This is a genomic window from Pseudomonas sp. NPDC087639 (genome assembly GCF_044743385.1).
Lineage (GTDB): Bacteria > Pseudomonadota > Gammaproteobacteria > Pseudomonadales > Pseudomonadaceae > Aquipseudomonas.
Genome location: NZ_JBIUWI010000026.1, coordinates 53,127 through 70,846 on the forward strand (window position 1 = coordinate 53,127; position 17,720 = coordinate 70,846).

General features: G+C 62.5%; 9 protein-coding genes and 2 pseudogenes. 5 read left to right on the plus strand and 6 right to left on the minus strand.

Going from position 1 to position 17,720, the window contains the following annotated elements; all coding sequences use genetic code 11:
- Positions 1 to 133 precede the first annotated feature (133 nt).
- Entirely contained in the window at positions 134 to 1,237 is a 1,104-nt protein-coding gene (mnmH, locus tag ACIOVB_RS13555; RefSeq protein ID WP_401268407.1) for a tRNA 2-selenouridine(34) synthase MnmH, read from the minus strand.
- A complete protein-coding gene (selD, locus tag ACIOVB_RS13560; protein ID WP_401268409.1) occupies positions 1,237 to 2,271 on the minus strand; it encodes a selenide, water dikinase SelD in 1,035 nt (344 codons plus the stop codon). The genes mnmH and selD overlap by 1 nt, the downstream gene beginning before the upstream one ends.
- Before the next feature lie 507 nt (positions 2,272 to 2,778).
- On the opposite strand from selD, the gene ACIOVB_RS13565 reads away from it, so the two are divergent.
- Positions 2,779 to 3,018 (plus strand): DUF6124 family protein, encoded by a 240-nt coding sequence (locus ACIOVB_RS13565; protein ID WP_401268411.1) that lies wholly within the window; start codon positions 2,779 to 2,781, stop codon positions 3,016 to 3,018.
- A gap of 138 nt (positions 3,019 to 3,156) precedes the next feature.
- Here the strand turns inward: ACIOVB_RS13565 and ACIOVB_RS13570 are convergent, their stop codons facing one another.
- Positions 3,157 to 13,680, minus strand: a complete 10,524-nt coding sequence (locus tag ACIOVB_RS13570) for an autotransporter-associated beta strand repeat-containing protein (protein WP_401268413.1) — start codon at positions 13,678 to 13,680, stop codon at positions 3,157 to 3,159.
- A gap of 383 nt (positions 13,681 to 14,063) precedes the next feature.
- Between ACIOVB_RS13570 and ACIOVB_RS13575 the strand changes: the two genes are divergently transcribed.
- Both ACIOVB_RS13575 and ACIOVB_RS13580 read left to right on the plus strand, forming a co-directional pair.
- A complete protein-coding gene (locus tag ACIOVB_RS13575; RefSeq protein ID WP_401268415.1) occupies positions 14,064 to 15,023 on the plus strand; it encodes a nucleoside-specific channel-forming protein Tsx in 960 nt (319 codons plus the stop codon).
- Positions 15,024 to 15,038: 15 nt separating this feature from the next.
- Positions 15,039 to 16,061 carry a purine-nucleoside phosphorylase gene (locus ACIOVB_RS13580; protein WP_401268418.1) on the plus strand — a complete coding sequence of 341 codons (1,023 nt, stop codon included), beginning with the start codon at positions 15,039 to 15,041 and terminating at the stop codon, positions 16,059 to 16,061.
- Positions 16,062 to 16,141: 80 nt separating this feature from the next.
- Here the strand turns inward: ACIOVB_RS13580 and ACIOVB_RS13585 are convergent.
- Both ACIOVB_RS13585 and ACIOVB_RS13590 read right to left on the minus strand, forming a co-directional pair.
- Positions 16,142 to 16,387 (minus strand): annotated as a pseudogene (locus ACIOVB_RS13585) (zinc-binding alcohol dehydrogenase family protein); the annotation flags it as partial.
- Between the two features lie 13 nt (positions 16,388 to 16,400).
- A pseudogene (locus ACIOVB_RS13590) lies at positions 16,401 to 16,496 on the minus strand (AraC family transcriptional regulator); the annotation flags it as partial.
- Positions 16,497 to 16,641: 145 nt separating this feature from the next.
- Here ACIOVB_RS13590 and ACIOVB_RS13595 point away from each other — a divergent pair.
- Complete coding sequence (locus ACIOVB_RS13595) at positions 16,642 to 16,869, plus strand: DUF6555 family protein (RefSeq protein WP_008081484.1); 228 nt, start codon at positions 16,642 to 16,644, stop codon at positions 16,867 to 16,869.
- Between the two features lie 39 nt (positions 16,870 to 16,908).
- Positions 16,909 to 17,181, plus strand: a complete 273-nt coding sequence (locus ACIOVB_RS13600; RefSeq protein WP_401268419.1) for a hypothetical protein — start codon at positions 16,909 to 16,911, stop codon at positions 17,179 to 17,181.
- Positions 17,182 to 17,205: 24 nt separating this feature from the next.
- On the opposite strand, the gene ACIOVB_RS13605 is transcribed toward ACIOVB_RS13600, so the two are convergent.
- Positions 17,206 to 17,373 carry a metallothionein gene (locus ACIOVB_RS13605; protein ID WP_187677605.1) on the minus strand — a complete coding sequence of 56 codons (168 nt, stop codon included), beginning with the start codon at positions 17,371 to 17,373 and terminating at the stop codon, positions 17,206 to 17,208.
- Positions 17,374 to 17,720: the final 347 nt, after the last annotated feature.

Sequence of the window (17,720 nt, forward strand, 5' to 3'; positions counted from 1 at the left end):
TGTGCGGTGTCTGTGCCTGCCCTTTCGCGAGCAGGCTCGCTCCCACAGGGGCTGACGAAGGCACCTGATTCGTGTCCACCGAAAACCCAATGTGGGAGCGAGCCTGCTCGCGAAGGGGCCGGTAAAATCAGCCTCAATCTTTCAAACTGACCCGCTCGCGCAAATACTCGATAACCGCCCCGCGCTCACCCGCAAACTCGATTCGCCCGCCCTTCTTCTCCCGCTGAAACACATACATCGGGTCGTAATACTCGCGCAGCAACACTTCGATCCAGTCCCGGAACAGTTCGACTGACCCGCTGCGCGCCTGCTCGGACAGCGCCTCTTCCATCTGCAAAAACATTCGCTGGTGGCGCTCGCCACCCAGGCGTCGCTGAATGTTGTGCAGACTGGAAATCAGCCGCTCGGCATACAGCGCAAAGCCCTGCTCGCCATGCACCGCGACGAACTCGGCGTGCAGGTCAATCACATAATCCTGGAGGATGCGCTCGACGCGGTTTTCGATGCTGTCTTCCAGCCAGACCAGCGGTGCCGCTTGCATGCCTTTGTACAGCGGCAATGGCAAGGCGCAACTGCCGACCACTCGACTTTCGTCCTCCAGGACAAATTGACTGATCCCGCCCGCACGCTTCTTCAGCACATCGACAGCCAACCGATTTTCGAAATCGATGTTGGTCGGTTGCCCGATGGCCCGTTTGCCGAAACTCGACCCCCGGTGATTGGCATGGCCTTCCAGATCCAGACTGTTGCTCAACTGCACCAGCACTTCGGTTTTGCCGGTCCCGGTCATGCCGCCCAGTAGTACCAATTCACACTCGGCCACCGCCTGATCGACGGTCTCCAGCAGAAAAGTACGCATAGCCTTGTAACCGCCGCCGACACGCGGGTAATCGATACCGCCCTCTTCCTTGATCCATTGCTGGACGATCTGCGAACGCAGGCCGCCGCGGAAGCAGTAAAGATAGCCATCGGGATTGGCCCGGGCGAACTCGACCCAGCCTTGAATGCGCTGCTCCCTGACCTCGTTGGACACCAACCGCTCACCCAAGGCAATCGCGGCTTGCTGCCCGTGTTCCTTGTAACAAGTGCCAACCAGTTCGCGCTCACGGTCATTCATCAGCGGCAAGTTGACCACGCCGGGAAACGCGCCGTGGGCGAATTCAATCGGCGCACGGGCATCCATCATCGGCCGGTCGTTGAGGAAGATGTCACGGTAATCAGTGCAGTCGCGGAACATCAAATCACCTCGACTGCGTTCGTCTGTCGCTCAACCAGTTCACCGATTGGCGCAAGGTTCAGTCCCAGTTCGGCGGCGACGGCGAGGAACTCGTCATTGCCTTCAGCCGTGACGGCGATGAGCAGGCCGCCGCTGGTTTGCGGGTCGCACAGCACGCGTTTGTGCAACTCCTGCACGCGCCCAACCTTGCTTGCGTAACTGTCGAAATTGCGCAACGTACCGCCGGGTACACAGCCCTGATCGAGGTAATACTCGACGCTGTCCAGACGCGGCACGAGGTCATAGTGGATGCGTGCGGTCAGTTGGCTGCCATCGGCCATTTCCACCAGATGCCCGAGCAGTCCGAAACCGGTGACGTCGGTCATCGCGGTGACGCCGGCCAGTTTGCCGAAGCGGCTGCCGGGTTTGTTCAACGTGCACATCCAGTCGCGAGCCACGCCAACGTCGCTGTGGCGCAACTTGCCCTTCTTCTCGGCAGTGGTGAGGATGCCGATGCCCAGCGGTTTGGTCAGGTACAGCAAGCAACCAGCGGTGGCAGTGTCGTTGCGCTTCATGTGGCGTTTTTCGACGAGACCGGTCACGGCCAGGCCGAAGATCGGCTCCGGTGCATCGATCGAGTGGCCGCCGGCCAGCGGAATACCTGCGGCGTCGCACACCGCACGCCCGCCGCGAATCACTTCCCGCGCGACTTCCGGCGCCAGCACATTCACCGGCCAGCCGAGGATCGCAATCGCCATCAACGGATCGCCGCCCATGGCGTAGATGTCGCTGATCGCGTTGGTCGCGGCGATACGGCCGAAGTCGAACGGGTCATCGACAATCGGCATGAAAAAATCAGTGGTCGACACAACGCCGCGCTCGGCATCGATCTCATACACCGCCGCGTCATCGCGCGAGGCATTGCCGACCCACAGCTTCGGATCAAGGTTCTGCGCGCCGCTGCCGGCCAGAATCACTTCCAGCACCTGCGGAGAAATCTTGCAGCCACAACCGGCGCCGTGGCTGTATTGGGTCAGACGAATCGGCTCACTCATCAGGAGGGTCTCTGGCAGGGAATGGGGCGGATTCTAGCAGAGAGCGGAACTTGCAATTTGTCTGGTGACTGTCAAGGCGCCTGCGCGAGCAGTCAATGAACACTTCACTGCAAAAGCGCAGAAAGTGCCCTGATGAAAAATCATCTGCCACTGTTAGACGGTTCCTACACCGATTTCACTGGTTACATGTTTGGGCTACGGCGGGTTGCGTCTTTGCCTACAACAACGCCAGAATCGCCCGGCTTGTGTGCCTTGCGGGCTGTGCCTATTGTTTCTCGGTCGCTGAAATACAGCGGTCGGGCTTGGCGGCCCGGAAAGGTGTTGCAGGTTCTGTCATGAAAGTTTCAGGCGCTTATGGGTGCCGGACTCACTTTATGGCGGGTTGCACATGGATTCCTTCGGGGATGCCGATTCACCTTTCTCGGTCCGCCAACCCTGTGCAACCTGCCACCCAATCTGCTTGGCGGCAGATGGGGTCAGTCCATCGATTTGAAAGGTGATTTCACAATGGTCAAAGTTACTCCGGATCCCCCCAGCACCATGTTCATGGTCGCGCCCAACATCGACACCGAATCCCTACTCGCCAACGCCTGCGAATCATTGGCCTCTGCCAACGTGATGCTGGCCGAATTTGCCGCCGTGCTGAACGGCCAAAATCGAAACACCGTGCTGGGCATCGCCCAGATCGTCATGCTCGGTGAACTTGCAGTCAATCGGGCCTTGGACAATATCGATCCGCAACAATAAAGATCAAAAGATCGCAGCCTGCGACAGCACCTACAGGAAAACGCGAATTTCCGTGTAGGAGCTGCCGCAGGCTGCGATCTTTTGCTTTAACCAAAAAAAACCGCCCTTTCGGGCGGCTAAAAGTGCTTCGACCCTAAATCAGAAGCCAAGGCTGAAGCTGACGGTCATCGCGTGATCGTTGTTGTCGTTCGACAGTTGTCCCGAATAGCCGATCCCGAGTTTGCCGGTCGGGCTGATCTGGAAGTCCACACCCGCTTCGACGATGGCACTGTCCTTGGCAATCGGTACGCCCTGAGTGCTGAACGAGGCGCCGCCGTCGATGAAGGTCAGATCCGCGTCAGGCTTGGTGTCGCCGAAGGCATGCCGCCAGCCGACGGCCGCGCGCGGGGTGAATTGCCCGCCGTTGGCCAGGGTGATGACTTTGCCGGCGCGCAGGCCCAGGGTGGAGAAGGTGATGTCTTGATCGGCATCGGCCTTCAGGCGCCCTACTCCGCCTTTTTCCTTGGCCTTGTCGGTGTCGTAGTTGACGTAAGCCAGACCGGCGAACGGCTCCAGCGCAATACCGGCGGCGTCGATGGTGTAACCGACTTCGCCGAACACTTGGGCGCTGTGTGCGTCGTAGTTGGCCTTCAAGCGGTCGTTGTAGGTGCCGACGCTGACGTCGCGTTTGGTCTCGATGTCGTGCCAGCTATAAGCCGCGCCGAGGCGCACGGCCAGTGCGTCAAACTGCGAGTTGAGGTACGCCGCCAGGTGATAGCTCTCGACCGTGGCATCCGAACGACGATCATGCGCGTCGAGGTCGCTGCGGGTGTAACCGGCGGCCATGCCCACGCGCCACTGGTCATCGAGCTGCTTGTCGGTGCCGAGCATGAAGCCGCTGAGGTTGCGATCAAGCCTGGCGCTGTTGCTGTCGCCATCCGATTCACCCCAAGCGCCGAGTGCGCGCGCCCAGCCGACCATTTCGCCGTGGCAACCGTTGCTGCTCAGTTGGTTGTCGCTTGGAGCCAGGGCGCGGCGTGGATCATCCGGCGCGCTGCACGACGGCTGGCGCATGCGATCGTTGACGGCCTCCCGCACGTAGCGCGAATCCTCAAGGATTGCGCTGGCGGTACTGGCGTGGATTTCGCCGGACAGACTGTCGAAGGCATTGCGTGCACCGGCCACGCTGAGGTTGACGATTTCGTTCTGCAACGCAGCCCCCGCCGCACCGTTACGCGACAACGCTGACGCGGTGTTGCGCTGGTTGCCCGTGGCCGCCACGTCGGCGAACGAGTTGCCGTTGCGGCTGACCGCCAGGGTCACCGAATCGGCACCGTAGACCAGCGAGCTGTTGAGGAAAGCGTACTGCGGCAAATCGGCACTGCTGAAGGTGCCGGTGACACCGCCGCCCGCCGTGATCAGCGAATACACGGTGTTGCCGGTGAACGGTGCGAGCGAATTCACCTGCAAGCCGCCGCCAAGCGCCGCCGTACCGCCGACTGCCAGCGGTGTAGCGGTTGGCGAACTGATGGTCAGCGCCAACACACCGGTTGGAGCATTGGTCAGGTTACCGGCGACGCTCAGGGTCCCCGCCTCGCCACCTGAAGCCACCAGACCGTTGTTGACGATTGAACCGACGCTGCCGTTACCGCTCAGGGCCGCGCCGCTGGCCACGGTGATTTGCCCGCCCAACGAGGCGCGCGCGGCACGACTACCCACCTGCAGCACGCCTTGATCGACCGAAACGGTGCCGCTGAACGGATTATCACCAGTCAACAGCAAGGTACCGGTCCCGCGTTTGAGCATCGCACCAAGTCCGCGCAGCGACCCGTTGAATTGACCGTTGAAGTTCTGCACGAACAACAGCGAAGCGTTGTTGAGAATGTTGCCTTGCAGGCTGGTGGTGTTGCCGACCAGCGTACCGCCACTGACGGTGGTGCCACCGCTGTAAGTGTTGGCGCCGCTCAGTACCAAGGTGCCGGAATCCAGTTTCTCGATACCGCCCGTGCCCACCAGCGGTGTGGAGATTTCCGCGCTGCCGCCAGCATTGACCCGCACGGGTGCGAGACTGCCGTCGGCACCGTTGACCGGAGTCAGCGTGCCGCCAGCTCCAGACACAAGGCTGTAACCGTTGGCGAGGAATTGCAGGCCGGTGAAGTTCTGATTGCCCTGGACGGTGACCGTACCGCCCTGCCCGCCAAACACCGCGAACTGACCGTTGGACGCCAACGCCTGGGTGCCGGTCGGATCGGTCCAGTTGGTGTCCGGCCCCCACACACCGCTGCCGCCCCCGATGCTGCCATCAGGATTGGTGGTGCCGCCGTTCCAGAACTGCACCTCCCCCGGTGTGCCTTGCACCAGCAGGTTTACCTGATTGGCGATGGCGGTTTGCAGGGTCAAGTTGGCCGCCGAGACCGGCAGGCTGCCATAGACCAGACCGTTGTTGGTCAAGCTGCCGCCGTAACTGAACAGTTGATAGACCCCGGTACCGAAGCCGCCGGCGTTGCTGATGTTCAGCGTGCCGTCGAGGGTCAGGTTGCCGGCGACGTTGACCACTGTTGTAGAGCTGGTGGCCGAACCGAGGCTGAAGTCCAGGTCGGTGCCCGAGGACAACGCCAGCGAGCCCACTGACAAAGGCGTCGCCGTGCCGCCACCGGCCAGGGTTGCGCCGTCGGCCAGTTGCAGCGCCCCGCCGAGTTGCCCGCCACCGCCGATACTCGCACCGCTGGCGACGTTGACGTTGGCGCTGTTGAGCACGCCGTTGATGGTCAATGCGCCGGCCTGCACCGAGGTGTTGCCGGTGAAGGTGTTGTTGCCGGTGAGGAGCAATTGGCCGCTGCCGGTTTTGTTCAGCGTACCGGTGCCGGTGAGGTTGCCGGTGTAGCTGCCGTCAGCATTCTGCTCGAAGGTCAGCGCCGCGTTGTTGACGATCGCACCTTGCAGGCTGCTGGTGTCGCCGCGAGTAATGCCGCCGTTCAGCGTAGTACCACCGCTGTAGGTGTTGGCGCCGCTGAGCACGAGGTCACCTGCGCCGTTTTTCACCAGACTGCCAGTGCCGGTCACAGCGCCCAGCAGCGTGGTGTTCTGGGTGCCGGCCAGGGTCAGTTGCGCGCCGAGGTTGATGGCGTTGGCCAGTTGCAGCGCCGAGGTGCTGTCGAGGCTGCCGTTGCCGAGCACACTCAGTGCGCCGCTGCTGATCGCGCTGTTGTTGCCGAAGATCAGCGTGCCGGCGTTGAGCTGAGTGCCACCGCTGTAAGTGTTGCTGCCGTTGAGGGTCAGGCTCGAGGCGCCAGTCTTGATCAGACTGCCGCTGCCGCTGACAACACCGCCGAGGGTCAAGGCGTTGGAGCCAGCGACGTTCAAGCCACCGTTGAGCACCACATCGTTGGCGAGGCTGACGCTGGTGTTGCTGTCCAGCGCGGTGCCGTTGGCCGCCGTCAACACGCCAGTGCCGAGGGCTGCGTTGTTGCCGACCACGATCTTGCCGCCGTTGAGCGCAGTGCCGCCGGTGTAGCCGTTGGCGGCGTTGAGCACCAACGTGCCGGTGTCGTATTTGCCGAGGGTGCCGGCGCCGTTGAGTGCCACGCCGATGGTCGCGGTGGCGTTCGGGTCGACCCGCACCGAAGCGTTGCCGAGTGAACCATTGACCAGATTCAGCGAACCCGCCGTGCCGTTTTGCAGGCTGTAGCCATCGGTGACGAACTGCATGCCAGTGATGGTTTGCGCATCGTTGACGGTCACAGTGCCCGCCGCGCCCTGGAACACCGCGAAGTTGTTGGTCCAGGCCTGATTGGTGGTGCCGTTGACGTCGGTCCAGTCGGTGATGCCAGTTCCCCAGGTGCCGCTGCCGCCATCGACCGAACCGTTGGCGATCAGCTGATTGCCGTCCCAGAACTGCACGGTGACGCCCGGTGCGGTAACCAGCAGGTTGATCTGATTGGCCAGCGCGGTTTGCAGGGTCAGATCGCCCGGGGTGACGCTGCCCGGCACGGTGCCGATGAGCATGCCGTTGTCGGTCAGTCCGCCGGTGTAGTTGATCAGGCGATAGACGCCGCTGCCGAAGCCGCCGATGTCGCTGACGTTGAGAGCGCCGTCGAGGGTCAGGTTGCCGCCGACGTTGACCAGCGCATTACCGCCACCGGACACCGGCGTACCGAGGCCGACGTCGAAGTTGGAGTTGCCGTTGAACACCAGCGAATCCACCGACAAGGTGCTGCCGGTAACGCCCGCCAGATGCCCGCCATCGGCCACCGTCACTGCACCGGTCAATGTACCGCCGCCGCCGAGGGTGCCGCCGCTGTTGACCAGCACGTTGCCGCTGGCCAGCGAACCGTTGACCTGCAAGGTGCCGGCGTTGACGTTGGTGTCGCCGGTCAGGTCGCTGATGCCGCTCAGGGTCAGAGTGCCGGTGCCGAGTTTGGTCAAGCCGCCGTCACCGCTGAGAATGCCTGCAAACGTACTGCTGACGTTGTTGCCACCGAGGCTCAGCGTGTTGCCGGTGCCGATCAGCGCGGTGCCGTTGCCAGTGACGCTGGCGAGACTGCCGGAAGCGCCGAGGTTGAGCGCCGCGCCACCGCCGAGATTGACCGTGGCGTTATTGCCCAGCGCCGTGCCACTGAGGGTAGTCAGGCTGCCAGACAACACATCGAAGGTGCCGCTAAAGGTGTTGTTGCCAGACAGCGTCACATCGGCCAGACCGTTTTTAGTCAGCGTGCCCGCCCCGGCGATCACACCGCCAAGGGTCAGGTTGTTGTTGCCGGCCAGGCTCAAATTGGCATTGACGTTGAAGCTGTTGGCGAGCACCAGCGGTCCGGAGGTGTCGAGGGTCGATGCACCCGCCACGGTCAGTGCGCCGGCACCCAGCGAAGCGCCAGTGCCGAGGGTCACTGTGCCGGCATTCAGCGTGGTGCCACCGCTGAAGGTGTTGATGCCGTTGAGGGTCAGGTTCGACGCGCCATTCTTGATCAGCCCGCCAGCGCCGCTGACGACTCCCGCGAGGGTCAGGTTGTTGCTGCCGGTGTTGCTCAGGTTGGCGTTGAGCACAACGTTGTTGCCCAGGCTCAGCGCACTGTTGCTGTCCAGCGCCGAGGCGCCGGCCACCGTCAAGTTGCCCAAGCCCAACGCCGAATTGCTGCCGGCGGTCAGGGTGCCAGCGTTCAGGTTGATGCCGCCGAGGAAGTTGTTATTGCCGCTCAGGGTCAGGCTGGCCGCGCCGTTTTTGGTCAGGCTGCCGGCGCCGTTGATAGTCCCGGCAAGGGTCAGATTCGCCGTGCCGCCGATGCCGAGATTGCCGGCCAGGTTGACCGCGCTGTTTACCGAAACTGCGGTGGCGGCATCCAGCGTGGTGCCACCCGCCGCGTTCAAGGTGCCCGAACCCAACGCCGCGTTCGACGCCAGAATCAGTCCGCCCGCGTTCAGCGCCACTGGCCCAAGGAAGGCATTGTTGCCGCCGAGGGTCAGGTTGGCCGCGCCGTTTTTGATCAGACCGCCCGTGCCGCCGATCACGCCGTTGAGGGTCAGCGCATTGCTGCCGACCACGGTCAGGTTGCCGTTGAGCGTGGCGGCGTTGCCGAGGGTCACTGCGGCGTTGCTGTCCAGTTGCGTACCGGCATTAGCGGTCAGCGTGCCGCTGCCCAACGCCGTGTTGCTGCCGACGATAATCTTGCCACCGTCCAGTTGCGTGCCGCCGCTGTAGGTGTTGGCGCCGTTGAGCACCAGGGTGCCCGTGTCGAGTTTGTTGAGAATGCCGCTGCCATCGATGTTCACGCCAATGGTGGCGGTCACGCCCGGATCGACCCGCACCGCCGTGGTCCCGCCAGTGCCATTGACGGCGGTTAACTGACCCGCCGTGCCGTTGACCAGGCTGTAACCATCGGTGAGGAACTGCATGCCAGTGACCAACTGCGTGCCGTTAACCGTCACTGTACCCGCCGTGCCCTGGAACACCGCGAAGTCGCCAGCCCAAGGCTGATTGACCAGCCCGTTGGCGTCGGTCCAGTTGGTGCCGACTGCATTCCAGATGCCGCTGCCGCCATCGACGACGCCGTTGGCAATGGCCTGGCTGCCGTCCCAGTAACGGATGTTGGAGTTCGGTGCCGACACTTGAATGTTGATCTGATTGGCCACCCCGGTCTGCACCACCAGATCGCCGAGCGCGTAACCGACCGGCACGCCGGCAACGTCCAGACCCAGATTGGTCAGCGCACCGGTGTAGTTGAACAGGCGATACACACCGACACCAAAACCGCCGGCGTCGGTGACGTTGAGATTGCCGTCGAGGGTGAGGTTGCCACCGATGTTCATCAGCGAGGCGGTCGAGGGTGTGCCCAGCGCCACATCGACGTTGCTGCCGGCAGCGAGGGTCAGCGCACTTGCCGACAAGGTGTTGCCCGACGAAAGCGCCAGATGCCCGCCATTGTTGATGTTCACCGTGCCAAGCGCCGAGCCGGTACCGCTCAGAGTGCCGCCGGTGTTGACGTTGACCTGCGCGCTGGCCAGCGAACCGCTGAGATCCACGGTGCCGCCATTGATGGCGGTGTTGCCGGTAATGCCGTTGATCCCGGTGAGGTTCAACGTGCCCGTGCCGACCTTGATCAGGCCGCCGCTGCCGCTGAGGCCGCCGTCGAAGGTGCTGGTGACGTTGCCGCCGCCGACGGTCAGCGTGTTGCTGCCGGTGAGCTGCACATTGCCGCTGCCGGTCAGCGCGCCAAGGCTGGCGTCGCTGCCCAGATTCAGGCCGGCGCCAGCGCTGATATTCACGCCTGAGGTGCTGCCCAGTGCATTGGTGTTCAACGTTGTGACGCTGCCGGACACGATGTTCAGTGCGCCGGTGAAGGTGTTGTTGCCCGCCAGCGTCAGGTCAGACAGACCGTTTTTGGTCAGGCTGCCGGCGCCGTCGATGATGCCGTTGAGGCTCAGGTCATTGTTGCCCGCGACGGTCAGACCGGCGTTCAAAGTGAGTGCGTTGCCGATACCGAAGGAAGCGCTGTTATCCAGCGTCGCCGCGCCACCGACGATCAACGCGCCGCTGCCCAAGCCGTTGGCATTGCCAAGGGTCAGGGTGCCGCCGTTGAGGGTGGTGCCGCCGCTGAAGGTGTTGTTGCCGTTGAGAGTCAGATTGGCCGCGCCGTTCTTGATCAGCTCGCCAGTGCCGCTGGTGACGCCGCCGAGGGTCAGGTTCTGCGTGCCGCCGACGGTCAGTGCGGCATTGAGGGCGACTGCGTTGTTCAGCGAAACCAGCGGCGAATTGCTGTCCAGCGTTGCGGCGCCGCCCACGGTCAAGGCACCACTGCCCAGCGCCGAACTGTTGCCGACAGTCAGGGTGCCGGCGTTCAGGGTCGTGCCGCCGAGGAAGTTGTTCGCCGCGTTGAGGATCAGATTGGCCGCGCCGTTTTTCACCAGACTGCCGGCGCCGCTGACCAGACCGGTCAGGGTCAGATCGGCCGTGCCGCCGACATTCAAGGCACCGGCCAGGGCCACTGCATTGTTCAGGCTGACGGCGGTGTTGGCGTCCAGCGTCGTGCCTGCCGCCGCGTTCAATGTGCCCGAGCCCAGCGCGGTGTTGCTGCCGACAATCAGCTTGCCAGTGTTCAGTGCGGTGTTGCCGAAATAGGTGTTAGCGCCGTTGAGGGTCAGGTCGGCGGCGCCATTCTTGACCAGTCCGCCGATACCGGCGACCACGCCGCCAAGGGTCAACGCATTGGTGCCGCCCAGGGTCAGGGTGCCGCCGAGGTTGACGTTGTTGGCCAGTGTCGCTGCGGTGTTGGCATCCAGTGTGGTGCCGTTCGACGCGTTGACGCTGCCCGTGCCCAGCGCAGTGTTGGAACCGACAATCAGCGAACCGGCATTCAGCGCCGTGGTGCCGGTGTAGGTATTGGCGCCGTTGAGGGTCAGGCTCGACGCGCCGGTCTTGATCAAACCGTTGCCGCCACTGATCACGCCACCGAGGGTCAGCGCGTTGGCGCCGCCGGCGGTGAGGTTGGCGTTGAGGGTGATCGCGTTGTTCAGCGTCACCGCCGAACTGCTGTTGAGGGTCCCTGCCCCGGCCACGGTCAGTGCGCCCGTGCCGAGTGCCGCGCCGTTGCCGACGGTCAGGCTACCGGCGTTCAACGTGGTGCCGCCGGTGAAGGTGTTGGCGCCGCTGAGGGTCAGGTTGGCCGCGCCATTCTTGAGCAATTGGCCGGCACCGTTGATCACACCGGCAAGGGTCAGGCCGCTGCTGCCACCGATGGTCAGGGCGCTGTTGAGGTTGACGTTGTTGTTCAGATTAACGGCGGTGTTGCTGTCCAGCGTTGCCGTATCGGTGACCGACAAGGCGCCAGTGCCCAATGCCGCATCATTACCGACGGTGAGCGTACCGGCCGTCAGCGTCGTGCCGCCGGTAAAGGTGTTGGCGCCGTTGAGAATCAGGCTCGTGAACCCGCGTTTGGTCAGCCCGCCACTGCCGCTGACGACACCACCAAGGGTCAGGTTGGCACTGCCGCCTATGTCCAGATTGCCGCCGAGGCTGACAGCGTTGGTCAACGCTACTGCTGTGCTGGCGTCGAGGGTAGTGCCCGCCGCCGTGGTCAATGCGCCGGTGCCCAGCGCGGTATTGGAGCCAACGATCAGCGTCCCGGCGTTGAGCGCGGTGCCGCCGGTGAAAGTGTTATTGCCGCTGAGGGTCAGGTTTGCTGTGCCGTTTTTGATCAGGTTGCCGGCGCCACTGATGACGCCGCTCAGGCCCAGCGCCTGCGTGCCGCCGATGGTCAGATCCGCCGCCAGCGCGATGGCGTTGGCCAGGGTCACGGCAGCGGTCGCGTCCAGCGTAGTGCCGGCCGCCGCGTTCAGCGCACCGGTACCGAGCGCGGTGTTGCTGCCGACAAACAGGCTGCCGGCATTCAGCGCGGTATTGCCGCTGTTGGTGTTGTTACCGGTCAGGGTCAGGCTGGCGGTACCGGATTTGGTGATGCCGCCGGTGCCGGACAACACGCCGCCCAGGCTCAGCGCATTGCTGCCGAGCACGTTGAGGGCGCCGGTCATCGCAATGTTATTGGCCAGGGTCACGTTGGCGGTGCTGTCGAGACTGGTGCCAGCAGCGGTGGTCAAAGCGCCGCTGCCCAGCGAATCATTATTGGTCACCAGCAAGCTGCCGGCGCTCAGCGTGGTAGTGCCGGTATAACCGGTGTTGGCGCCGCTGAGGGTCAGGCTGCCGGTGCCGGTTTTGGTCAGGCCGCTACCGCCGCTGATCAAGCCACCGAGGGTCAGTGCTCCCGTGCCGCCAGCCGTCAATGTGCCGCCGAGGCTGATGGCGTTGGCCAGGCTGATGGTGCCCGGTGCACTCAGCGTCGTCGCGCCGGTCACGTTGAGGGTGCCGGTACTGAACGCCTGATTGTTGCTGACCTGCACCGTGCCGCCATTGAGCGTGGTGTTACCCAGATAGGTGTTGGCGGCGCTGAGGTTAAGTTGGCTGGAGCCGATTTTGGTCAGGCCACCGCTGCCGGAGATCACCCCGCTCAATGTGGTGGCGTTGGTGCCTTGCACCGTCACACCCCCGGCACCGAGGGAAATCAGATTACTGATGTTCAACCCGGCGTTGCTCGCCTGCAGAATCCCGCCGTTAGAGGTCAACACACCGCTGCCGAAGGTGGCGTTGTTGTTGAATTGGGCGATACCACCGTTAAGCGTGGTCGCACCGCTGACCAACGGCCCCTGCAAGGTCCAGGTGCCGCTGTTGATGGTCAGGTTGTTGAAGTTGACATAAGTGGCGCTGGACGCAGTGCCGACACCCGTGGTGCCGCCGCCGACGCCAATCGGATTCTGCAGGATCAGGCTGTTGGTGCCGCCCGCGCCACCGTCGACCGTGCCGGTCGGGGCGAAGGTCAGGTTGATGCCGATCAGCCCACCCAGCCCCACACTGACCTGTACGCCGTCACCCACGTTGACGCTGGAGCCGGTCACCGCCGTGAAGGTGTTGGTACTGCTCGCGCCCATCGAAACGCCGCCGGTAATCGTGCCGGCGTTGGTAAAGGTGTTGCCCGCCGCCGACGTCTCGAAGGCGATCCGGCCGTTGATGACGCCGGTGCTGCTGTTGGTCATGTTGACCTGCGAGCCGCCGTAGACCCCCACCACCGGGGTATCGGCCAAGGTGATTCCGCCCACCGACAGCCCGGTCGAGGTGATGGTGCCGTTGTTGGTGATGCTGGTGGTGCCGGCCGCTGCGTTGTTCACCGCAATGCCCAAGCCGTCGATGCTGGTCAGATTCAGCCCGAGCAACATGCCAGTCCCGCGGATGATCCCGCTGGCGTTGTTGAGCACGCTGACTGTACTCGTCGCGCCGGTACCGATAAACGCACCGCCGCTCAGTACGGAGACCAGGCCAAGCAGCGCCGGATCGATGGTGCCGGAGTTGTTCAGGCTGATGTTCACCCCGGTCAGGTCCATCACGTGGCCGCCGAGGGTCGCGTTCATTTGCGCCCCGCTGTTGACGTTAACCGTCAGGCCGTTGGTGGCGCTGCTGAAGTTGTTGAGAAACAGCGGCAGGCTCGGCACGCCGGTACAGGTCACGGTCGAGCCGGCCGTGGAGCACGTGGCCAGCGCCGGGGTGCTCACGCCACCCAACAACAGTCCGGCGACGCTCAGGTGCACAGCAAGGGAAAGAGGGGAAAAACGCGAGACGAGGGCGACACCAAACCTTGCTTCCACGGGCTACTCCTTGTCGTGGTCAATTCTTCCTTGAAGGCGTGCGAAGCCTGCTTATTCCACACGCGAATCAAGAGCGCGACGGTCATCAGAAAACCGTTGATTGCTCACAACGCTAGTAGACGCCCAGACATGGGGCACGGATTAAATGGTGTTAATACTTTAATACTAGCCGCTCTAGGACGAGGGTTTCGGCCAATAGACACGGAGATTTGAACGCACAACATCGCCCTTGTTGGAGCTGCGGCACGCAGCTCCAACAGTGGCAACCGGGAGGAGTTGGTATGGCTTATGCAAACGTTTGCGAACCGTCAATCCCGGCATTTTCGCCACACATCCAGTAGGCCCACAGAATCCGGGCCTTGATCCGCAAAAAAGGACTTTGAATGCACGTCGCTTCCGTTTTTCGCGCCCCGTTTGTGCGCACGTTTGCTGTTTCCCTGCTACTGACCGGCGTTACCGGAGTTCTCAGCCACAGCGCGATGGCGCAACCGGCGCTCCCCGAAGAATCCGCCCAGGGCGAAACCCTCAGCCCCGAAGCCAGTCCGCCGCAAAAAGGTGCGTACCTGTCGGACTGGTACAACCAGGACCTGACCCTGATCGGCAGCAAAGACATCAGCTTCGGCCCGCAGCCGGCGGACGACATCTACCTGGAATACGAGTACTTCGGGCGCAAAGGCCCGTTCGAGCTGTACGGGTACATCGACGTGCCGAAGATCTTCAACATCGGTAACAGCCACGACAAAGGCGTGTGGGACCACGGCTCGCCGGTGTTCATGGAGCACGAACCGCGCATTTCCATCGACTACCTCGCCGGCCGCAGCCTGGCCATCGGCCCGTTCAAGGAGTGGTACGTCGCGTTCGACTGGATCTACGACCACGGCAGCCGCAAAGAGAACCGCGCCAACACCCTCTACAGCGGCTTCGGTACCGACATCGACACCCATTCGCGGGTCAACCTGTCGGCCAACTTCTACGGGCGCTACCAGTGGGAAAACTACGGCGCCAGCAACGAGTATTCGTGGGACGGCTACCGCGCGCAGCTCAAGTACATCGTGCCCATCGAAAAATTCAGCAACGGCGCCTCGCTGACCTACATCGGCTTCACCAACTTCGATTTCGGCTCCGACATGCACAAGGACAACCCGGCGCGCACCGCCAACGCGACGGTGGCGACCAACGTCTTGCTGTACTCGTTCACCCATTTGCGCTTCACCCTGGTCGGGCGTTATTTCCACAACGGCGGCAACTGGGAGGACGGCAGTGAGTTGAATTTCGGCGACGGCAATTTCCGCGCGCGTTCCAACGGCTGGGGTTACTACGCCGGCATCGGTTATCAGTTCTGAAATCAGGAGATTTTTATGCAAGCAATGATGCGAGTTTCACTGGCCGCTGCCGCCCTGCTCTCTTCCACCGCATGGGCTAGCGCTGCGCCAATCCAGCCCAAAGTCGTGCTGATCACCATGTTCGCCCCCGAGGCGCAGCACTGGATCGATCGCCTTGAGCTCAAACAGGAAATCCGCGTGCCGGGCCTGTCCGCCGAGTACCCGAGCATCCGCTGCAACACGCAGCAGGTGTGCCTGCTGACCACCGGCATGGGCCAGACCAACGCGGCCGCCTCGACGCTGGCACTGGCCATGTCGCCGAAATTCGACCTGCGCAAAAGCTACTTCCTGATCGCCGGCATCGCCGGGATCAGCCCCAAACACGGGACCATCGGCACCGCCGCGTGGGCGCACTATCTGGTGGAGTTCGGCACGCAGTGGGAGCTGGATTCCCGTGATGCGCCCTCGACCTGGCCGACCGGCTACATCGGCATCAACACCAAAGGCCCGAACGAAAAACCGCCGCTGGATTACAAGACCGAAGTCTTCGAACTCAATCCGACATTGCAGGCCAAGGCCTTCGCCCTGAGCCACAAGGTCGAACTGAGCGAGAGCAAGGAATCAGCCGCTTGGCGTTTGAAGTACCCGTCAGCGCCCGCCAACCAACCGCCAGTCGTCACCCGTTGCGACACACTGGCGGGCAACACCTGGTTTTCCGGCACACGCCTGAGTGAACGGGCCGAGGTCTGGACCAAATTGCTGACCGACAACAAGGGCGAGTACTGTACGACGCAACAGGAAGACAACTCCACTTACGAAGCCCTGCTGCGCGCCAGCCGCGAAGGACTGGTCGATGTGCAACGCCTGGCCGTAGTGCGCGCCGGCTCCGACTTCGACCGTCCTGAACCGGGCGGTAGTGAAGTGGATAATTTGCTGAAATACGCCGATCAGGGCGGCTTTGTCCCTGCCCTTGAAAACCTCTATCGCACCGGCAATCCGCTGGTGCAGGACATCCTCAAAAACTGGTCTGCCTGGGAAAACGGCGTCCCGCAATCCTGAATTCCTTGCGGAGCAACTGTAGGAGCGAGCCTGCTCGCGATAGCGGTGTTTCAGTCACCCATGCATCAACTGACACCCCGCTATCGCGCAAGTCCCTCGGCCAGCGGTGCTTCGACCAGACCTTGCGGCAACGGCAGCAAGTCTTCATCGAAGAACCGGCCGAACTGTTCCAGCATGGCCACGCACGCTTCAACGCCGTACAGCAGCGAATTGATCCCGACCACCGAACCGCCCTTGCGATACAACGCCAGTGCTGGCAACTGCACATCGCCGTCCACCGGCGCGGCAATGATCGCGATGCGACCGAACGCGGCCAGTGCCGGCACCGGCATTTTCCGCGTGCTGCTCGATATACAAACCACGCGGATACGTGCGCGCCAGCGGCTGAACGGGCACATCGGTGTCACTGAGATCGGGCGGCGCGGCGAGGGCCATGGCGAGCATTCATTGGGGTTGGCGAAGACGCCATGGTAACCAGTGCGTCAGTGCGTCGCCTTTGATAGATACCGTCGGACAATCCGAGTGAATTTTCCCGGTGCGCTGCGATCCTTCTATTACCACAGGGAGGAATACGGGCTTTATGAACAACGCAAAACTCTACGTCATCGAATACACCCTTCACGGCACGCCCAAGTCGTTCATTATCCGCTCGGACAAAATGGACAACGCCGAGGCGTGGCACTGGGCGAGTTGCGACGCGGGCGTGGGTCGAATCCCGCGTTTCGGCCGCGAAAAAGTACAGAAGACCAGCAAACCGATGGCGGAAAAATTCGGTGTGGAAAACGTTGTCTGGCGACCGACCAGCTAAGCTTTACGCAGCGATCGGGATCATTCGGGGGAATGCACAATGAGCCACATCAGCAGTCCGGCGCATCTGGATTACGGCCTGGACACATTGTTCGGACGTATCACCAAAAGTGTCGATTGTGAGGTGGGGCTTGAGGCCGTCGAACATGATCCGTATTGCTTTGCTCTGAGAGTGCCGGCACCGTTTCCTGAAAATCTTGATCAAGCGAAAACCGTGGTAGTCAGGGTTGAGGGGCGACGACTGCAAGGAACAGTCCGGCATACGGAACGGCTGGAGGATGAAAGTCTGAAACTGGAAGTGGAGCCTGATTAGGCTCCACTTTTTTGTGGGCGGTCGTCAGCCGTGGGCGCATTTACAGGCCTTGCTTGAGCACTCCTCACCGTTTTTGTGATGGTTGGCACAGCCTTCGCAGCAGTAGTGCTTGCCGTGGCGCGCGATCGGGTGCTCGCCGAGCTTGCAGTTGCATTTAGTACAGTCACAGTTGCTTTCAGAAGTTACAGGCATGGGACAGACTCCTTCAGTGGTGGTTGTCTGAGGCTTGAAGGGCAAGCCGTAGGAATCAGTGTAGGAGCTGCCGAAGGCTCGGGGCCGCGATCGGACGATCTTTTGATTTTGTTTGGGGGGTTGGGGGGTTGGGGGGCATATCCGTTGCTGCGGTAACGGCTGCTTAGGGTTCCGCCCTTACGGCGGGTCACTTTTTCCAGACGCCGAAAAAGTAACCAAAAAGGCTGCCCCCTGACGTACGGCACTTCGCTGAGGCTCAGTGTTCCCTCGCTACGGTGTCCATCCGGGGGCATCGCCTACGGTTTGCTTCGCTGCACCTCCTCTCGATGTGTGCGGCTTCGCCGCAC

Bases quoted from the DNA above. Each gene is read 5' to 3' on its own strand.
- selD (WP_401268409.1), bottom strand. From the start codon at position 2,271: ATGAGTGAGCCGATTCGTCTGACCCAATACAGCCACGGCGCCGGTTGT.
- ACIOVB_RS13605 (WP_187677605.1), bottom strand. From the start codon at position 17,373: ATGCCTGTAACTTCTGAAAGCAACTGTGACTGTACTAAATGCAACTGC.
- ACIOVB_RS13565 (WP_401268411.1), top strand. From the start codon at position 2,779: ATGGTCAAAGTTACTCCGGATCCCCCCAGCACCATGTTCATGGTCGCG.
- ACIOVB_RS13600 (WP_401268419.1), top strand. From the start codon at position 16,909: ATGAGCCACATCAGCAGTCCGGCGCATCTGGATTACGGCCTGGACACA.
- ACIOVB_RS13595 (WP_008081484.1), top strand. From the start codon at position 16,642: ATGAACAACGCAAAACTCTACGTCATCGAATACACCCTTCACGGCACG.
- ACIOVB_RS13575 (WP_401268415.1), top strand. From the start codon at position 14,064: ATGCACGTCGCTTCCGTTTTTCGCGCCCCGTTTGTGCGCACGTTTGCT.
- ACIOVB_RS13580 (WP_401268418.1), top strand. From the start codon at position 15,039: ATGCAAGCAATGATGCGAGTTTCACTGGCCGCTGCCGCCCTGCTCTCT.
- mnmH (WP_401268407.1), bottom strand. From the start codon at position 1,237: ATGTTCCGCGACTGCACTGATTACCGTGACATCTTCCTCAACGACCGG.